This window comes from Burkholderia sp. 4M9327F10 (assembly GCF_005503145.1).
Classification (GTDB): domain Bacteria; phylum Pseudomonadota; class Gammaproteobacteria; order Burkholderiales; family Burkholderiaceae; genus Paraburkholderia.
On record NZ_SCNV01000101.1, the window covers coordinates 1 to 18412 of the forward strand.

Sequence of the window (18412 nt, forward strand, 5' to 3'; positions counted from 1 at the left end):
GCGGGAATATGATGCGCCGCTAGCGGCTCGCCGTTTTGCGGCGATTCGATGGCGGCCCGCGCCGCCGTTCATTGCTGCGAGGGAGACGCCTTGACACGCATCTTGCCGCCGGATCTTTCAGAAGCGCAGTTCGATCGGGCGCTCGCCGAGTGGGGCGCCGTGGTCGGCGGGCAGCATGTTGTGTCGGCAGAAGCGGAACTGCCGTCGTACCGCGATCCGTTCGCGCCCGGCCAGGCAGCCGCATTCGCCGCGTCCGCTGCGCTTCGGCCGGATTCGGTCGAGCAGGTTCGCGCGATTCTGCGCATTGCCAATCAACACCGCATTCCGCTGTGGACCGTGTCGACCGGACGCAACTTTGCCTATGGCGGCGCTGCGCCACGGCTCTCGGGGTCCGTGGTTCTCGACCTGCAGCGCATGAAGCGCATTATCGAGGTCAACGAAACCCTCGCGTACGCGCTCGTCGAGCCAGGCGTCACCTACTTCGACCTGTATGGCTATCTGCGCAGCCATGGCCACCGGCTATGGGTCGATCCGCCGGCGGCCGGCTGGGGCAGCGTGATCGGCAACACACTGGAACGCGGTTTCGGCTACACCGCCTATGGCGATCACGCCGCCACCCAGTGCGGCATGGAGGTGGTGCTCGCCAACGGCGAAGTCGTGCGCACCGGGATGGGCGCGATCGATATCGGCAACGCATGGCAAGCCTACCAGCCGGGGTACGGTCCGTCGTTCGACGCGATGTTCATGCAGTCCAACTACGGCGTGGTCACGAAGATGGGGGTGTGGCTGATGCCGGCACCGCCGGCCTATCTGCTGGGCGAAATCCAGTTTCAGAATGAACAGGACCTCGAAACGATTGTCGAGATCCTGCGACCGCTGAGGCTTAACGAAACGATCCGCAATCATGCGGTGATTGAAGGCGGACTGCGCCGCGCGGCGGGTATCGCCCCCAGGGCACAATGGTATGCAGGCACGGGGCCAATGCCCGAGCACTCGCTGGCGGCGATGCTCGAGCAGTTGCAGATCGGCCGCTGGAATCTGCATTTTGCGTTGTACGGTACACCGGAGTTGATCGATGCGCGCTACGCGATCGTGCAGCGGGCGTTCTCGCAGGTGCCGCAGTCGAGGTTCCTGGCGAGCCGCTATAGCGGCGACGCGCAACCGGCCGCCGGCGCCGATCGCAACCTCGCCGGCATTCCCGCGATGAGCGCGTTCCGCATGCTCGACTGGCTAGGCGGCGCGGGCGCTCACGTGGATTTCTCGCCGGTGTGTCCCGCGACCGGGCGCGATGCGATGCGCCAGTACACGATGGTGAAGGCCCGTGCGGCTGAATACGGCTTTGATTACTACGGCGGCTTCACCGCGGGAACGCGCCATCTCCATCATATTTTCGCGGCGATCTTCACTCGTGATGACCCCTCGCAAGCCGATCTGGCAGGCGATCTGCTGCGGGTGCTGATGAGCGACGCGCGAGCAGCCGGTTATGGCGAATATCGCGCACATCTCGCCTATATGGATTTTGCCGCCGCGCAGTACAGTTTCAATGACGGCGCCTTGCTGCGGCTGTCGGAGACGATCAAGGATGCACTCGACCCGGCCGGCATCCTCTCACCGGGCAAACAGGGTGTGTGGCCGGCGGCGTGGCGTCACCGGCGGGGTTATACCTGAGCGGCCCGTTGGCGAAGGGCTGCGCTAAAGCGCTGTGGCAAGAGGTTGCTGCGCGGGGGATGAGGGCATGGCACGCGAGAGTGAATCAGGCAGGATGCGGATAATGAACAGGCGCAGTTTCATGATGACCGGCGCGTGGCTCCCGGCGGCAGGTGGCGCTTGGCCATGGCTCGCGCACGCTGCCTGCGCGAGCCATACGCTGGCTGTGGTGGATACGAGCCTTGGGGCGGGCCGTGCGCTCTCCAGCTCGGCGATGCGCCGCGCGATTCCGGTCTTTGAAACCGGCGACGACGTCGGCACGCTCTGGTACGCGACGCTTGCCCCCCGATTCGCTGACGCGCCGGGTCTGGTGATCGGCGTCACGCGCGCTTCCGATTATTTCGTGCTCAGCGAGCTCGCGTTGCGCGCGGTGGGCATGGTCGAACACCCGTGCGTGTCGCGCAGCGTGCAGGGCACGCCGGTTGTATTTCTGCTCGGACCTGCCACGGCAATGCTCGACGCTCCGGCTTGAACCGCCAGCATCCGTTAGAACTTATACGCTGGGTTTTTCGGATCGAACGTTGCGTCGTCCAGCGTTTTCGGCGTCACGTTCTGGAACACGATCTTCTCGAATATCTTGCCGTCGTTCGCGTAGGACTCGACCGTGCGGAAATACGGATGGCGCAGGTCGAGCCCGAGTGTTTCCTTCTTCGCATAGAACTGCGGCTGGCCGATCGGCGTTTCGTAGGTGAAGGTGACCACCCGTACGCCTTCGATGGTCTCTACCGCGATCTGGAGCGAGCGGGGCACGCCTGCCTCGACGTACCGCTTGCCTTCGGCCAGAAACTGACTGGTGATGTACTCGGTGCCGAGGTCGCGCACCTGATGGTTCGATTGCGCGCGCGCCAGTGCCCCTGTCGTCGAGGTCCATACCGGCACCATGCCGAGCAGGCCACCGAGGTGGCCGTACATCTCATCGGCGCGTCTGGACTCGTCGTAGATGATTTCCTGCCCTGCATGCGCGCCGTCCGGCAGCCACTTTGCGTAGATGCGCAGCGGGTCGTGAGCAATCCGCACCAGCATGTGATCGGGCTTGTCAGGCCACTCGCCCTTCAGACGCTCCCAGCGCAACATCGTGAACTCATACGACGGATAACCGCTCGGCCCCTCCTTGAGATAGCGCGGCAGCGCGAGCGGATCGAGCGACTGGAACAGCGCGACCAGTTGCGTGTCGTCGAGTCTCTCCAGCGCGCCGCTTTGCTGGGCCTGGCGCAGCCAATGGACCTGCTGGTCGAGCGTCAGTTTGCCGACTTGCGCGAGCGGCGTGGATGGCGCCTGCACGGCGCTGGCGGCGCCGTTATCCACGTCATTCCCGGCGTTGGCGCTGGTGCTGCCGTTAGCGGCGGCAGTCGCGGCCGGCGTGTCGGTCTGTGCCAGCGCCAGGCTGGGCGCAATGACGACGGCCGAGGTTGCGACCCCGGCGCAGGCGAGGGTGGCGTATGCGAGCCACCGCTGCACGCGCGCCGCGCCGCCCGGATGCCGCTCAGGTTGCGAACGCTGCAAGCGCTGCAAACGTTGCAAGCGTTGCAAGCGTGGCGTGGGTAGCAAGGCGTGCTTCATTCGTCTCCCTCCGGGGCAAGAGTGCGCGGAATCAGGTGCGCATCATGCAATGCACAGCGGCAACATAGCAGCAACACACAGCGCACTTGCTGTCAGGCACTCTTTTGCTTCGCGAGTTCCTCATCGCGCAGTGCCCGCCGCAAGATCTTGCCGACATTGGTCTGCGGCAGTTCGCTGCGGAACTCCACGACCTTGGGCACCTTGTAGCCGGTCAGGTTCTTGCGGCAATGCTCGATCACCTGTTCGGCGCTCAGCGCCGGATTGCGCGAGACGATGAATACCTTGACGCGCTCGCCCTGCGCGGGATCGGGAATGCCGATAGCCGCCACTTCGCGCACGTCGGGGTGCATGGCGATCACGTCTTCGATCTCGTTCGGATAGACGTTGAAGCCCGACACGAGAATCATGTCTTTCTTGCGATCGATCAGGCGCATGAAACCGCGCGAATCCATCACGCCGATGTCGCCGGTTGCGAGCCAGCCGTCTTCGTCGAGCACCTTGGCGGTTTCGTCCGGGCGGTTCCAGTAGCCCTTCATCACTTGCGGCCCCTTGACGCACAACTCGCCCGGCTCGCCGATGTTGGCCCAGCTGCCGTCGTCCTTTCTGAAGCGCACCTGGGTGGAAGGCGCGGGCAGGCCGATCGAGCCTTCGAAATCGCGCATGTTTTTCAGGTCCACGGGATTCATCGAGACGATCGGCGAACACTCGGTGAGCCCATAGCCTTCGATAATCGGTTGGCCCGTTACGGCCTTGAAGCGTTCTGCGACCGATTTTTGCGTCGCCATGCCGCCCGCCATGGCGAGCTTCAGGCTGGAGAAGTCGCGCTTCCGGAACTCCTCGTTTTCGAGGAACGCGTTGTAGAGCGTGTTGACCGCGGTGATGCCGGTGAATTTCTCGTGACGGATAATCATCATCACGCGCTTGGTGTCGCGCGGATTGGCGATCAGGATGTTGCGCCCGCCGAGTCCCATGAAGATCATCGCATTCACGGTCAGCGAATAGATGTGATAAAGCGGCAGCGGCGTGAGCACGGTTTCGATGTCGCCGCTCAATTGCCCCTGCGACCAGACCTTTGCCTGCAACAGGTTGGCGATGATGTTCTGGTGCGTGAGCATGGCCCCCTTGGCGACGCCCGTGGTGCCGCCTGTGTACTGCAGGAACGCGATGTCGCCGTGCGTGAGGCGAACCGGTGTGAGCGGCCGCGTATAGCCGATGGCAAGCGCATCGAGCAGGCGCACCGCTTGCGGCAGGTGGTATTTCGGCACCATCTTTTTCACGTGCCGCAGCATGAAGTTCAGCAGCCGCCCCTTCAGGTTCAGGCCATCGGCGAGCAGGTCGCCAAGACCCGTGACGACCACGTTCTGCACGCGTGTGCCCGGCAATGCATCCTCGACGGTCTTTGCGAAGTTCTCGAACACGATGATGGTCTGCGCGCCGCTGTCCTTCAACTGGTGTGCGAGTTCGCGCACCGTGTACAGCGGGTTCACGTTGACCACGACGGCGCCGGCCTTCAAAACCCCGAACAGCGCGATCGGGTACTGGAAAGTGTTGGGCAGCATGATGGCGACCCTCTCACCCGGTTTTACGCCAATGCCCTGCAGCCACGCCGCGAAAGCGGTGGCCTTGCGCGCCAGTTCGCCATAAGTGAGGCTGGCGCCGACGCTGACATAGGCCACGCGCTCGCGGAACTGGGTGGTGCATTCGTCGAAGAACTGCACGATCGACTCGTACTGGCGCACGTCGATCTCGCGCGGCACGTCTGCCGGGTAGGACGCGTACCAGATACCGTCGGTGTTCGGCGCGCTCGCAGCCGCGTGCGGTTCGACGGATGGAAGGGGCGGCGACTGGGTAGGCTGGTTCATGGCGTGTCTCCTGAGGCTCGATGCTTCGTTGGTATCTGTTTATGTGACGATGTTCCTGCCGGTGTGCGGCAGCAAAACAATCGGACGGACGGCTAGCGCTCCAGAATCGCTACGACCCCCTGACCGCCCGCGGCGCAGATCGAAATCAGGCCGCGTGACGTGCCGGCCGGTTTGTCGAGTTGCGCGAGCATTTTCGCGAGACCCGCGACAATCCGCCCGCCGGTTGCAGCGAACGGATGGCCGGTCGCGAGCGAACCGCCGTTGACGTTCAGTTTCGCACGATCGATGCCGCCGAGCGTGCCGGACAAGCCCAGTTGCGTGCGGCAGTACTCGTCATCCTGCCATGCGGTAAGCGTACACAGCACCTGCGCGGCAAACGCTTCGTGAATTTCGTAGAGGTCGAAGTCCTGCAGGCTCAATCCGGCACGCGCCAGCATGCGCGGCACGGCGTAGGCGGGCGCCATCAGCAGGCCTTCCTTCTTGTCGAAATAGTCGACCGCAGCGCTCCCCGACCAGCTCAGGTACGCGAGCACCGGCAGGCCGCGTGCCGCCGCCCATGCCTCGCTCGCGAGCAGCACGGCCGATGCGCCGTCGGTGAGCGGCGTCGAGTTGCCGGCAGTCAGCGTGCCGGCGTCGCGGTCGAACACAGGCTTCAGGCCGGCAAGCTTTTCCAGCGTCAGGTCCGCGCGCAGGTTGTTGTCGCGGGCGAGGCCCTTGTAGGGCGTCATCAGGTCGTTGAGGAAGCCGCGGGTATACGCGTCAGCGAGCTTGCGATGACTGTCGTAGGCCAGCACGTCCTGGGCTTCGCGCGAAATCCCCCAGCGCTTGGCCATCAGTTCGCAGTGTTCGCCCATCGAGAGGCCGGTGCGCGGTTCGCCGTTGCGCGGCAGCAGCGGCTTGAAGAACATGTCGGGGCGCAGCTTGGTCAGCGCGCCGACCCGCTGGCCGGCGGTCTTGCTGCGATTCGCTTCGAGCAGGATCTTGCGCATCCGCTCGTTGACGCCGATCGGCGCGTCCGAGGTGGTGTCGACGCCGCCCGCGATACCGGCCTCGATCTGGCCGAGCGCGATCTTGTTGGCGACCAGAATGGTCGCTTCGAGACCGGTGCCGCAAGCCTGCTGCACGTCGTAAGCGGGGGTCTCCCTGGCGAGCGTGGTCGAGAGCAATGATTCGCGCGTCAGGTTGAAATCGCGCGAATGCTTGATGACCGCACCGGCCGCTACTTCGCCGAGGCGCTCGCCATGCAGGTTGAAGCGGTCGATCAGCCCCTGCAGGGTGAAGGTCAGCATGTCCTGATTCGAGGCGCTCGCGTAGGCCGTATTCGAACGCGCAAACGGAATCCGGTTGCCGCCGATTATGGCGACGCGCCGCACAGCGGGAAGCGGGTGGGACATGCGTGACTCCTTGCAGGGTGAGAGGGGTTGATGGGGCGCTGCGTTGCTCGATACCGGGTCCGCCTGTTCGCTACCGGGTCCGCGCTACTCGCTACCAGGTCCGCGCTATTCGCTCAGGGCGGCGCACGATGGCTCATGACGCGGCCCCTGTTCATAGCGTGGTCCACTGAAAGCGGCCGCGCAGATGCGGCTTGTCGCCGGCCGCGTCGCGCACTTCGAGTTCGCGCGTGGCGCTCGCCGCTATCGCTGCTGCCGCCGTCGCCGGCCTAACGGTCCACAGCGAGGCTTCGCCCGGCAACAGCATCGGTGTCTTGAACTCGGCGCTGACGACCGCTTCGGCAAGCGGCTTGGGCGGTTGCAGCGCCGCTGCGCTGCGCGCGAGCGTCCACATGCCATGCGCGATCGCACGCGGAAAGCCGAAAGCCTTGGCCGATAGCGCCGTCAGGTGAATCGGGTTGTAGTCGCCGGACGCGAGCGCGTAGTCGCGCCCGAGCTGCGAGGGAAGCTGCCAGCGCGCCACGCGCTGCAATGCGTCGCGTCCGATCTCGAGCGCCGCAAGCGCATCGCCCACGGCCGCCGCGCCGCGTTTCAGATAGATGCTGTCGCCATCCCAGACCGCTTCGCCGCGGCGATACAGGCGCGTATGCAGCACGAAGGCCTGTCCCTTGTCGTGACGCAGCAAGGCGCCGAACTCGACTTCGACGCGCAGGACTTCGTTGTACGCGAGCGGCCGTCGGAGGCGCACGTGGTTGGCAAGATGCACGAGGCCGAGCGCGGGCCACGGGAAGGCCGGATCGGTCAGCATCAGCAGGTGCAGCGGGAAGGCAAGCAGATGCGGAAATGTCAGCGGCACGCCGTGCTCGGGGATAAAGCCGCACACGCGGGCATAGCGTTCGATTGCCGCCGGTTCGAGCGGCGCAGCGGGGCGCACGAGGCGCAACGCGGGCAACTGCGAATGGCGGCCGCGCTTGAGCAAACCGGACAAGGCGCGCGCATAGAGCTTGGCCGGCGCGGGCAACTGCTCGAGCACCACCGTTTTCGGGCGCGCCGCGCCGTAGGCATGACCGAGGCCGGAGGGCTCGCGCATGCTTATGCTCCGATCAGGCTTTGACCGCATACCCGCACCACCTGGCCGGTAACGCCGGCAGAACCAGGGTGGGCGAGCCATGCGATGGTCTGGGCGACATCCACCGGCTGGCCGCCCTGGCTCATCGAATTCATCCGGCGGCCGGCTTCGCGGATCGTCAGCGGAATTTTCGCGGTCATCTGGGTTTCGATGAAACCTGGCGCGACGGCATTGATCGTGATGCGCCGTGCCGTCAGAGGCGCGGCCATGCTTTGCACGCGGCCTATTACGCCGGCTTTCGAAGTCGCGTAGTTGGTTTGGCCCAGGTTGCCCGCGATGCCGCTGATCGACGACACGCAGACGATGCGTCCGCCGTCGCGCAGCGTGCCGGCGGCGAGCAGCGCGTCGTCGAGGCGTTCCTGGGCGGACAGATTGATGTCGATCACGCTATGCCAGGCGGCTTCGGTCATTCTGGCGATGGTTTTGTCTTTGGTGATGCCGGCGTTGTGCACGACGATGTCGACACCGAGTTCGTCGAGCGCCGCGGCAATCTGCCCGGGCGTTTCGGCGGCGGCGATATCGAAGGCGAGAGCGGTGCCGCCGAGCGGGCGGAGGGTCGCCTCGAGCGCGTCTTTGGCGGACGGGATATCGATGCCGATCACATGCGCGCCCTCCGCGGCGAGTGCACTGGCGATTGCCGCGCCGATGCCGCGCGCTGCGCCGGTCACGACGGCGCGTTTGCCGGCGAGCGGCTGGGCCCAGTCGAAGGGTGCGGCACTTTCAGAGCTGGCCGCAACACTCTGCGTGGCGGGATCAGCTGCGTCACCCGTGCTGGTATCCGTAGCCGCGGCAATCCGCACCACCTGCCCCGACACATACGCCGAACGCGGCGACAAAAAGAAGCGCAGCGTCGCCTCGGCATTGTGTTCGGCGCCTTGCGCGATGTAGACGAGGTTCGCCGTAATGCCGCGCCGCGCTTCCTTTCCTAGCGAGCGTGTGAGACCTTCGAGCGCGCGTTGCGCGGTCCACTGCCGCGGATTGGCGCAAGCTTCGGGCGGCCGCCCCAGCACGACGATGCGGCCGCATTTGCCGAGCGAGCGCAGCGTGTCGTGGAAGAAGGCGAAGAGCGTATCGAGTTGCGTACTGTCGCCAATCCCGCTTGCATCGAAGATCAGCGCGGCGACCCGGCCATGCGGTCCCGCTTCGGCCGGCTCGAAGCGTCCGGTCATCAGCCCGTGGCGGGTGGCGAGCGGCACCCACAGCCCCGCGCTTTCATGCGCGACGCTGGTGAACCCGGTGCGCGCGATCACGCCGGCCAGCGCTTCGAGCAGATGCGGCTCGCGTCCCGCGCCAATCGCGACGAGTCCCTCGAACTCCGGCTGATCCGCGCGATAGCGCCGCAATACCTCAGGCGACGGCAAGCCGATCGAACGCGCGAGGCGCGCGCCAAACGGCGAGTTCACGAAGTTCAGGTAGCTGTCGTTCATCTTCTGTTGCTCCGCTGGCCAGTCGGGATGGCGTCAGTTTGCACGGCACGATGCTCAGGCTGCAAGCTGCATCGCTTTTTCGAGCGCCTCCTTGCGCTGCTGCAAGTCTTCGAGCATGCCGAAGTCCGGCGCAAAATCGTCCACCTTCACCACCTCGGCGCCGTAGCGCGCATAGTCGTCGAGCACCTGACGCTCGTCCGCATCGATCAGGCCTTGCCGTTGCGCCTGCGCGGTCCACTCGGCGAGATGCGCGAGGCTTTGCGGCATGGGCGCGAGCAGCCCCTGTTTGACCGCGTCACGCAGTTTCTGGTCGATTGCGTTGATGCGCGGATTGAGCGCGAACAGCAGTTCGCCATAGCCGAGCGGGTCGACATCCGGATGCGGCACATACGAGTCGGACACCAGCCTGTCGCGCGCCGCTCCCGGGGTTTGCATCAGTTCGGCGATCTCGGTGCCGAGATTGTCGGAAGGCGCGCGATGCGGCAGGCCGAACGGAAACGCGAGCACCCGCACGAGGCCGGCGGCGAGGCGGTTCGGATAGTTGGCGAGCACGCCGTCGATGGCCTCCTGCGCCTGGTGCAGCGCATCCTCGACACCCCAGCGCACGAGCGGCAGATCGCTCTCCTGACGGCCTTCGTCTTCGAAGCGCTTGAGCGTCGCCGAGATCAGGTAGAGCTGTGACAGCACATCGCCAAGCCGCCCGGAAATACGCTCGCGCCGCTTCAGGTCGCCGCCGAGCACGAACATGGAGACGTCGGCGAGCAGTGCGAACACGGTGGAAATGCGGGTGGCAGCACGGTAGTAAGGAACCAGCGGCGCATAGGCGCGCTGCGGTTTCCTGATGAACGCGCCGGCCGTGATGCCGTAGACAAGACTGCGCAGCACGTTCGACAGCGTGAAGCTGACGTGTCCAAAGAATGCCGCGTCGAAATCTCGCAGCGCCTGGTTGCGGTCGGCCTCACGCGTCGCGGCCATTTCTTTCAGCACGTACGGATGGCAGCGAATCGCGCCCTGGCCGAAGATGATCAGGCAGCGCGTCAGGATGTTCGCTCCTTCCACGGTAATGGCAATCGGCACCTGCTGGTAGGCGCGTGCGAGGAAATTCGCCGGGCCCATGCAGATGCCTTTGCCGGCGACCACATCCATGCCGTCGTTGATGACCTTGCGGGCGCGTTCGGTAATGTGATACTTCGCGATCGCCGAGATTACCGAGGGTTTTTCGCCGAGGTCGACCGCATGCGCGGACAGGCGGCGCGCCGCGTCCATTACATACAGATTGCCGCCCATGCGGCCGAGCGCTTCCTGCACGCCTTCGAACTTGCCGACCGCGGTACGGAACTGGCGCCGCACGGCGGCATAAGCGCCGGTGCCGCGCACCGCGATTTTCGCCATGCCGACGTTCGACGACGGCAGCGAGATCGCCCGGCCGGCGGCGAGGCATTCCATCAGCATGCGCCAGCCGTTGCCGACTTGCGCCTGTCCGCCGATCACCCAGTCGAGCGGAATGAACACGTCCTTGCCCGAGTTCGGGCCATTCTGGAACACGGCATTGAGTGGCCAGTGGCGCCGTCCGATGTTGACGCCTGGGTGGGTGGTCGGAATCAGCGCGCAGGTAATGCCGGGTTCATCGGCCGCGCCGAGCAGATGATCGGGATCCAGCGCGCGAAAGGCGAGGCCAAGCACGGTGGCAATCGGCCCCAGCGTGATATAGCGCTTGTCCCAGGTCACGCGAAAGCCGAGTGTTTCGCGCCCGTCGAACATGCCTTTGCAGACGATGCCGATATCGGGAATCGCCGCCGCATCGGAACCCGCATACGGGCTCGTCAACGCGAAGCAGGGTATCTCGACGCCGCGGGCGAGACGCGGCAGATAGTAGTTTTTCTGTTCTTCTGTGCCGTAATGCATCAGCAATTCAGCGGGGCCGAGCGAGTTGGGCACCATCACCGACACCGCGGCGGCCGAGCAGCGCGTCGCCAGCTTCATGATGACCTGCGAATGCGCATAGGCCGAGAACTGCTTGCCGCCGTACTGCTTCGGAATGATCATGCCGAGGAAGCCACGCTCCTTGATGTAGCGCCACGTCTGCGGCGAGAGGTCCTGCCAGACGGCGGTGGTTTCCCAGTCGTTGGCGAGATCGCACAACTCCTTGCATTCGACGTCGAGGAACGACTGTTCTTCGGCCGTGAGCGTGGCAGGGCCGTGGCCGAGCAGGGTGTCCCAGTGCGGGCGTCCAGAGAAGAGCGCCGCGTCCCACCAGACCGTGCCCGCTTCGATTGCGTCGCGCTCGGTAGGCGACATCTCCGGCAGGATCTTGCGGAACACATCGAGCACCGGCCTTGCGAGCCATGCGCGGCGCAACGGCTTGAACGCGAGCACGAGCGCCGGCACGACGAACACGAGCGTGAGTACGGCAGTGGCAGGCGGCCCCGCGGCGCCGCTCAAGCGTGCGGCCGCGGCCCAGAGGACCAGGAAGGCCAGCCACCATGAGGCGCGGGCCTGAATGTAGACGAGCGCCCCGGCGGCGACGATCAGCATTAACAAGAACCACGACATGACGCTTCCTCCTGTTTTAATAGTGCGTGCGGACGCATCCGCAGGCTGCGGAAGGCTCGCATGATGTGTTTGACAGCACGTGCGGTGCCAGGGACACCGCGGCGCCGGGGCGGCGGCTTCTCATCCGCCCCGGACGCGCCCGGCTCAGACTGCGCCGTGGACAATGTGCCGTAATGGATTGCTCAGGTCGCCGCTGAGGCCACCGCTTGCACCGCTGTTCACGCCGCCGCTTACGCTGCCGCTTACGCCGCTGTTTACACCGGAAGTCAGGCTGCCATTGAGACCGCCATTCAGGCCGCTGAGGCGCTCGGACCCGTGCGACGGCACATCCTCCGTCCCTGTCCCTGCGTCTGCCGGCTTTGCAGACAGGCCGCCGCAGGGGCTGTCTTCGGTCTCCGAAGTACCGTCGGCCGCGTCGCCCAGCACCGCCGCGAACGCGGCTAGCTGGTTCGTATCGGGCAGTGGCGCCTTGAGCGCGGCCACCATCAGCGAAGCGAGCCGGGCGATCAGTTGCAGATCGTTCATCGACTTGCCCTGCGAGAACTCGGTGATCAGGCTGTCGGTGTCCGTGCCGGCCAGCACGCCGGAGAGGGCGCCGATGGCAAAGTGCAGACGCCAGCCGAGTTCGTCGCGCGGCAGATGCGGCAGCGCGCGCTGGAATGCCGCGAAGAAACGCTCGGCCACCGAGGCGTAGTGCCCGTTCAGAAAGTCGCGAATGAACGCCGACGGGTCGGTGTAGGCGCGTCCGAGCAGCCGCAGAAAGGCCTTGCCGCCCACCTTCGGATCGCGCGAGAGCCGCAACGCCGGGATGAACATCGCGCCAAGAACGTGTTCGCACGTGAGGCGCGCTCCGAGCATGGCGTCGAAGCGCTCGAGCAGCTTGACCCGTTCCTGGTTCAGGTGGTCGAGGCGGCGCGAGAGCATCGCGTGGATCAGCGCTTCCTTGCTGCCGAAGTGATAGTTGACCGCTGCAAGATTGACCTCGGCACGCGAGGTGATCTGGCGCAGTGACATGGCCTCATAGCCGCATTCGATGAAAAGCGTTTCTGCGGCGTCGAGGATGCGGGACTTCGTGTCGCCGGTGTGCCGGCCTGTCGTACGAACTGCCATGTTGCGTCTCCCAATGCCGGTCGCCCGGCCGCAAACAAGCGATTCAAATGCGCATTTGAAACGCGCGTTTTTTTCAGGATAAGAAGAATCTGGATCATCGGGCAAGGGCTCTGTGTGGACGGACTCCTCTAAAAAAGCACCGCTGCGGTGCATCAATCGTTTCGGGCGCCGAATAAAAAAGGCCGTTCCGATCGAAATCGGAACGGCCTCGCAGTACTGCCTGGCGTGGCGGCCTTGGGCCGCCTGTAGTGTGTTTCGTTTGCTGCTGGTGTTGCCGGTGCTAGACCGCTGCAACCTCTTTGGCAGATTGTGTCATATCTATGCCCCGGCGTTCACGGCTAAACAAAATCAGTACCGCAATCACAACAGCTACGGTGCCCGCGACCACCGCCATCGCCAGTGCATAGTTGTTGCCGTTGGCGACGGCGAACGACGCCTGCATGGTCGCGTTGACCGCTGCAAGCAGATTGCCGAGCTGGTACACGAGACCCGGGAAAGTCGCACGAATTTCATCCGGCGAGATTTCGTTCAGGTGGACCGGGATCACCCCCCACGCGCCTTGCACCGAAATCTGCATCAGGAACGCGCCGAGCGCGAGCAGGCCCGCGCTGCTCGAGAACGCCCACAGCGGCAGCACCGGCAGCGCAATCAGCGCGGCGATGCAGATGGCGCGCTTGCGGCCGATCTTCTCGGACATCGAGCCGAAGAACAGACCGCCGACAATCGCGCCGATGTTCAGCGTGATGGTGATCAGCGAGACGGTATGCGGATCGAAGTGATGCTGCTCGCGCAGGAAGGTCGGATACAGATCCTGCGTGCCGTGCGAGAAGAAGTTGAACGCGGTCATCAGGACGATGGCATAGATGGAGAGCGTCCAGTTCTGCTTGAGCGTGGCGAGCAGGCCGGGCCGCACCTTTTTCTCCATCGCCTTCCATGCCGGGGACTCCGGCACGTTGGCCCGCACGTACAGCACGAGCAGCGCGGGGATCACGCCGATGAAGAACATGCCGCGCCAGCCGATGTACTGGTACAGCACGCCGAATACCACCGAGGCCAGCAGATAGCCGCTCGGATAGCCGGCCTGCAACAGCCCGGAGACGAAGCCGCGCGCGCGCGTGGGCACGGTTTCCATCGTCAGGGCGGAGCCGACGCCCCATTCGCCGCCCATCGCGATGCCGAACAGCGCGCGCAGCACGAGCAGGGTGGTGAGGTTAGGCGAGAAGCCGGACAGCAGTTCAAGCAGCGAATAACAGGCGATGTTGACCATCAAGGTAGGACGGCGGCCGAATTTGTCGGCGAGGCGTCCAAAGATCAGCGCCCCAACGGGACGCATGGCAAGCGTCAAGGTAATGGCGAATGCCACAGCCGGAATCTTTGTATTGAATTCGGCCGCGATATCTTTCAATACGAACACCATTAGAAAGAAATCGAATGCGTCGAGTGTCCACCCGAGATAGGCGGCGATGGTGACGTTTCTCTGTTCCCGAGTCCAGCTCATGTGTTTTTTCTCCAAGTCTCCGAACAACCCGTGCCTTACGGCGGGTCGCCTCACGACCCGCACGCCCCGTGGAGCGGGCTTGCGGCGAGTGTACGCCGACCGTTAAGCGCCTGCATGCTTGAAATGCGCTTTCTCAGTACATGTCCCTAAGCGCCGGCGGGAATCGGGGGTGACATTCAGTTCAAATGTCGGCTATTTGTAATGCAAAGATCAATTTGTTATTTGATTGTTTGCTTTATGTAATTTTAATGTTGGGGCGAGAGGCGATCGCCTGGCTCGCAGACCGGGCCGCACGGCGTCACGGCAACACGATCTCGACACCGGAGGCCGCGAGGTTCGCGACAATGGCCTTTACTTCGCTTCCTGCGCGGTTCACGCACACCACCTTGCCGATTCGCTCGGCGTTGCCGGCGCTATTGCACACATAAACCTGCTTGAAGTCGGGCAGGATCTCGAGGAAGGTATAGCCGCCGTCCGCAGTGTCCGATTTGCGAATGTAGACATCCGGCATGCCGAAATCGGTCTGCAGGTAGTTTTGCAGCAGGGCCGGGTAGTTCGGCTTGTTCTTGTTGTTCGCCACGAACAGGTTGTTGAGCCCCACCGTGTCGAAGAACTTCTTTCCCGAGTAGGCGGCGAGTTTGCCCGCTTCCGGCGAAGCGATGCTGATGCCCGGAATGGTGCCCAGTTCCTTGCCGATGTCCTCGAAATCGTTATGGTCCGCTCTGAGCATCTGCGCTTCCTTTTTGCCGGAAAACAGAAGCGTGGTGTTGCCGATCGCGAGCAGCACACCGATGGAAAAAATCAGGATGCAGGCCCGTTTTCCGGAGACGCCGGATTTCACCATCAGGTCGAAAAAATGGACCAGCGAAAACGATAAACCGATTAAAAGTGGCAATTGGAAACGATAGGCCACATCCATGATCGGCAGCACCGAAAACAGATAGACGAAATAGATGCCGCACGCCCCATAAACGGGAATGTATTTCTTCGATTCTTTGAGATCGAGTGCCGCCATGGGAACGAGCGCGAGCAGGATCAATGGCAGCAGATAGCTGAGGAAAGTCAGTTGCGCGCCGAGAATATAGTTGTATTGCGATCCGGGCAGACGTCCCAGCAGCAGATCGCTGAGCGCGAATTTAAGGCTCGCCGAGAGCGGAAACGCCGTACCGGTGGCGGACTTGGCCAGAAACAGCGAAAACAGCGCGGAGAGGAGTGCCCCCAATAGCAGGGCAAGGCAGTTCCTGATGCGCTGGCTGTGATTCCCGGCGTTCAGCGCTAAGCCGATCACGAACAGTGAAATGGGAAATAACGGCAGATCGGGCCTGACCAGAAGCGTGAATCCTGAAAATACCCCCAGCCACCATGCGTCCTTAAACGAGTCTTTGCAATAACGCAGCAGATAAATTGAAAGCGCGACAAAAAACAGCGTAATGGAGGTTTCCAGCCCGTTAGCGGAGCTGCGGGTAAAGAACGGGCTCGAAATGATGGGGATCAGCGCGCAGATCGCGACCCAGCGGTTATTCGGATTGAAATTGCGCACCGTCGCCGCATAGACCACCAGCAAGGTCAGGATGGCAAAGATCAATCCCGCGTATGAGTTGACAGAGATGACGTTGAATCTCGTCAGGCGGGCAAGCAGGGTGACCAGCGTGACCCAGGCGATTCCGGTAGTGCCTTGCACCGGAGCGGAGTGCGGGTTCCATTCGAACATAAAGCCGTCGACGCCATTCTGCGCGTAACGGTGCATGATGTAGCTGTCTTCGAAATCCGCCGGAAACGGCATGAATGAACAGGTCATCCAGAGATAGCTCATCAATGCCAGAAACAGTAAGGCATAGCTGTAATGTTTCGGTTTCATTTTGACTTTACGCTCTCTGGTTCGACCTGCCGTTTGGTCTGCCGAATGGCCTCCGGCGCATGGCCGAATGGCCGGAATCCGGGGCTGCGCCCGACCGGTCTTGCGGGCGCATGGGATACGAGCAAATCTAGCAGCACTGCACCATCTACTATGTGCGTTGGGCAACGCCGTAAAAATGGGGCGGCGGGCCGCGTCAGAGGGTGGATATATGCAGTGGACGCATTAGTCGAGTAGAAAAATCAATTTGCCTCATGTTGCTGTGCAGAATAGGATGACGTGATCCCGATATTGGCGTCTCTACCTCGTTATTCATCATGCCACTCAACCCGTCCGCCAAACCCGCCTCGCACGAGAGCGCCGCTCGCCCGGAGCAGGCGCGCAGCCCGCTCGTCGTTTTTATCGCCGTCACGCTTCTGACGGGTATCGGCGCGGGGTTCGGCGGCATGCTGCTGGCGTTGCTGCTTCACTGGATCCAGCACGTTGCGTTTGGCTACAGTGCCGGCCATGTCATCAGCAGCGAGAGCTTTCTCGAAGGCGTAAGCGATGCGGGACCGCAGCGGCGCGTGCTGGTGCTGGTGGTCTGCGGGCTTGTCGCAGGGCTCGGCTGGTGGGCGCTGTACCGGTATGGACGCCCGCTCGTCAGCATCAAGAAAGCGCTCAAGTCGGACGACCCGCGCATGCCGCTGCTCAGCACCATCGTGCATGCATTGCTGCAGATCGTGACCGTCGCGCTGGGCTCGCCGCTCGGCCGCGAGGTCGCGCCGCGCGAGATCGGCTCAGTGTGGGCCGGGTGGCTCTCGCATCGTGCCGGGCTGACGCTCGCGGAGAGCCGGATCATGGTGGCGTGCGGCGCCGGCGCGGGTCTGGCCGCGGTCTACAACGTGCCGCTCGGTGGCGCGGTGTTCGTGCTGGAAGTGCTGCTTGGAACCTTCGGCTGGGCAGCGCTGGTGCCGGCCGTGACGACCTCGGCGATTGCCGCTGTGGTGGCGTGGATTGGCCTCGGCGATGAGCATCAGTACTCGGTCCCGCAACTGCTGTTGAGCACGCCGCTCGTGGTGTGGTCGGCGCTGTGCGGCCCGATTTTCGGGCTGGCGGCGTGGGGTTTCACGCAACTGACCACGCGCGCCCGCGCGCACGCGCCGAAGGACTGGCGGTTGCCGGTTCTGGCGTTGCTGAACTTCGCCATCATCGGCGTGCTGGCAATCGAATTCCCGCAGTTGCTCGGCAACGGCAAGGGGCCGGCGGGGCTCTCGTTCAATAGCGAACTGACGATCGGACTGGCGGCGGTGCTGCTGGTGCTGAAGGTCGCGATCACGGCGGGTAGTCTGCGGGCGGGCGCCGAAGGCGGCCTGCTGACGCCGGGGCTTGCCAACGGCGCGCTGCTCGCGATCGTGCTCGGCGGCGTATGGAACATGATCTGGCCGGGCGCGTCCTCGGGTGCGTTCGCGATTATCGGGGCGGCCGCATTTCTGGCGGCGTCGATGCAGATGCCGATCACCGCGGTGGTGCTGATCCTCGAGTTCACGCGTGTGAATCACGATTTTCTGATTCCCATTCTGCTTGCGGTGGCCGGCTCGGTGTCGACCTTCAAGTTGCTGGCGACCGTGTGGGCCGCGCGGAGCGTCCCGGCCGCGGCTGCGCCCGGGGCCAAGCCCGCGGCGGCGATGGCGCGCACGGGCGGTGGGCAGTAAGGCACGGGTCAGGGCGCATGCGAGGCACATGCAAGGCACATGCGGCCGGGTTGCGGTGAAGGCTGCCTGGCGCGTCAATGGACTAGTGGATTACCTTGCAGCCTTTCGTTTGAGGGCAGTGCGGATCAGCTTTTGAGAAAGTTTGGTCGCTCTCTCGACCAGGCTCACATACTCGAATAATTCGGCCCACCGCCGCCTTCAGGCGTGACCCACACGATATTCTGCGTCGGGTCCTTGATGTCGCAGGTCTTGCAGTGCACGCAGTTCTGCGCGTTGATCACCAGCCGCTCGCTGCCGTCGTCGTTCTTCACGAACTCGTACACTGCTGCCGGGCAATAACGGCTCTCCGGTCCCGCGTAGGTGTGCAGATTGACGTTCACCGGCACGTTCGGATCTTTCAGCGTCAGGTGGGCCGGCTGGTTTTCCTCGTGGTTGGTGTTCGAGATGAACACCGACGAGAGCCGATCGAACGTCAGCTTGCCGTCCGGCTTCGGATACACAATCGGCTTGCATTGCGAGGCCGGCTTGAGCATCTCGTGATCCGAATGCTGGTGATGCAGCGTCCACGGCACATTGCCGCCCAGCACCTTCTGCTCGAGGCCCACCATCAGCGTGCCCAGATACAG

The 18412-nt window shown here is 63.8% G+C and carries 13 protein-coding genes; 3 read left to right on the forward strand and 10 right to left on the reverse strand.

Annotation, left to right across the window (positions count from 1 at the left end; all coding sequences use genetic code 11):
- The first annotated feature begins 90 nt into the window (after positions 1 to 90).
- Complete coding sequence (locus FFS45_RS39850; RefSeq protein ID WP_137960099.1) at positions 91 to 1668, forward strand: FAD-binding oxidoreductase; 1578 nt, start codon at positions 91 to 93, stop codon at positions 1666 to 1668.
- A 103-nt stretch (positions 1669 to 1771) separates the two neighbouring features.
- Positions 1772 to 2179, forward strand: a complete 408-nt coding sequence (locus FFS45_RS39855) for a hypothetical protein (RefSeq protein ID WP_137960100.1) — start codon at positions 1772 to 1774, stop codon at positions 2177 to 2179.
- 14 nt (positions 2180 to 2193) lie between these two features.
- On the opposite strand, the gene FFS45_RS39860 is transcribed toward FFS45_RS39855, so the two are convergent.
- The 9 genes from FFS45_RS39860 to FFS45_RS39900 form a co-directional block, all read right to left on the reverse strand.
- Complete coding sequence (locus tag FFS45_RS39860; RefSeq protein ID WP_249363120.1) at positions 2194 to 3267, reverse strand: DUF1571 domain-containing protein; 1074 nt, start codon at positions 3265 to 3267, stop codon at positions 2194 to 2196.
- A gap of 92 nt (positions 3268 to 3359) precedes the next feature.
- On the reverse strand, positions 3360 to 5129 hold the full coding sequence (locus FFS45_RS39865; protein ID WP_137960101.1) for an AMP-binding protein: 1770 nt from the start codon (positions 5127 to 5129) through the stop codon (positions 3360 to 3362).
- Positions 5130 to 5221: 92 nt separating this feature from the next.
- The gene (locus FFS45_RS39870; protein WP_137960102.1) at positions 5222 to 6523 is read right to left on the reverse strand and encodes an acetyl-CoA C-acetyltransferase; all 1302 of its coding nucleotides are present in this window, start codon (positions 6521 to 6523) and stop codon (positions 5222 to 5224) included.
- Positions 6524 to 6674: 151 nt separating this feature from the next.
- Positions 6675 to 7610 carry a MaoC/PaaZ C-terminal domain-containing protein gene (locus FFS45_RS39875; protein WP_137960103.1) on the reverse strand — a complete coding sequence of 312 codons (936 nt, stop codon included), beginning with the start codon at positions 7608 to 7610 and terminating at the stop codon, positions 6675 to 6677.
- A 2-nt stretch (positions 7611 to 7612) separates the two neighbouring features.
- Positions 7613 to 9076 carry a 3-oxoacyl-ACP reductase gene (locus FFS45_RS39880; protein WP_137960104.1) on the reverse strand — a complete coding sequence of 488 codons (1464 nt, stop codon included), beginning with the start codon at positions 9074 to 9076 and terminating at the stop codon, positions 7613 to 7615.
- A 54-nt stretch (positions 9077 to 9130) separates the two neighbouring features.
- Positions 9131 to 11629: an acyl-CoA dehydrogenase gene (locus FFS45_RS39885; protein WP_137960105.1), complete on the reverse strand. Its 2499-nt coding sequence runs from the start codon at positions 11627 to 11629 to the stop codon at positions 9131 to 9133.
- Between the two features lie 144 nt (positions 11630 to 11773).
- Positions 11774 to 12739, reverse strand: a complete 966-nt coding sequence (locus FFS45_RS39890; protein ID WP_249363121.1) for a TetR/AcrR family transcriptional regulator — start codon at positions 12737 to 12739, stop codon at positions 11774 to 11776.
- Positions 12740 to 13019: 280 nt separating this feature from the next.
- Positions 13020 to 14237 (reverse strand): MFS transporter, encoded by a 1218-nt coding sequence (locus FFS45_RS39895; protein WP_137960106.1) that lies wholly within the window; start codon positions 14235 to 14237, stop codon positions 13020 to 13022.
- 298 nt (positions 14238 to 14535) lie between these two features.
- A complete protein-coding gene (locus tag FFS45_RS39900; RefSeq protein WP_137960107.1) occupies positions 14536 to 16260 on the reverse strand; it encodes a hypothetical protein in 1725 nt (574 codons plus the stop codon).
- A gap of 149 nt (positions 16261 to 16409) precedes the next feature.
- On the opposite strand from FFS45_RS39900, the gene FFS45_RS39905 reads away from it, so the two are divergent.
- Positions 16410 to 17786 carry a chloride channel protein gene (locus FFS45_RS39905; protein WP_137960108.1) on the forward strand — a complete coding sequence of 459 codons (1377 nt, stop codon included), beginning with the start codon at positions 16410 to 16412 and terminating at the stop codon, positions 17784 to 17786.
- Between the two features lie 164 nt (positions 17787 to 17950).
- On the opposite strand, the gene FFS45_RS39910 is transcribed toward FFS45_RS39905, so the two are convergent.
- The coding region (locus FFS45_RS39910; protein WP_171029886.1) for a 4Fe-4S dicluster domain-containing protein at positions 17951 to 18412 on the reverse strand (462 nt) is incomplete at its 5' end.

Excerpts from the sequence above, each read along its gene's own strand:
- FFS45_RS39855 (WP_137960100.1), top strand. The coding sequence starts at position 1,772 with ATGAACAGGCGCAGTTTCATGATGACCGGCGCGTGGCTCCCGGCGGCA.
- FFS45_RS39860 (WP_249363120.1), bottom strand. The coding sequence starts at position 3,267 with ATGAAGCACGCCTTGCTACCCACGCCACGCTTGCAACGCTTGCAACGT.
- FFS45_RS39865 (WP_137960101.1), bottom strand. The coding sequence starts at position 5,129 with ATGAACCAGCCTACCCAGTCGCCGCCCCTTCCATCCGTCGAACCGCAC.
- FFS45_RS39870 (WP_137960102.1), bottom strand. The coding sequence starts at position 6,523 with ATGTCCCACCCGCTTCCCGCTGTGCGGCGCGTCGCCATAATCGGCGGC.
- FFS45_RS39875 (WP_137960103.1), bottom strand. The coding sequence starts at position 7,610 with ATGCGCGAGCCCTCCGGCCTCGGTCATGCCTACGGCGCGGCGCGCCCG.
- FFS45_RS39880 (WP_137960104.1), bottom strand. The coding sequence starts at position 9,076 with ATGAACGACAGCTACCTGAACTTCGTGAACTCGCCGTTTGGCGCGCGC.
- FFS45_RS39885 (WP_137960105.1), bottom strand. The coding sequence starts at position 11,629 with ATGTCGTGGTTCTTGTTAATGCTGATCGTCGCCGCCGGGGCGCTCGTC.
- FFS45_RS39890 (WP_249363121.1), bottom strand. The coding sequence starts at position 12,739 with ATGGCAGTTCGTACGACAGGCCGGCACACCGGCGACACGAAGTCCCGC.
- FFS45_RS39895 (WP_137960106.1), bottom strand. The coding sequence starts at position 14,237 with ATGAGCTGGACTCGGGAACAGAGAAACGTCACCATCGCCGCCTATCTC.
- FFS45_RS39905 (WP_137960108.1), top strand. The coding sequence starts at position 16,410 with ATGCCACTCAACCCGTCCGCCAAACCCGCCTCGCACGAGAGCGCCGCT.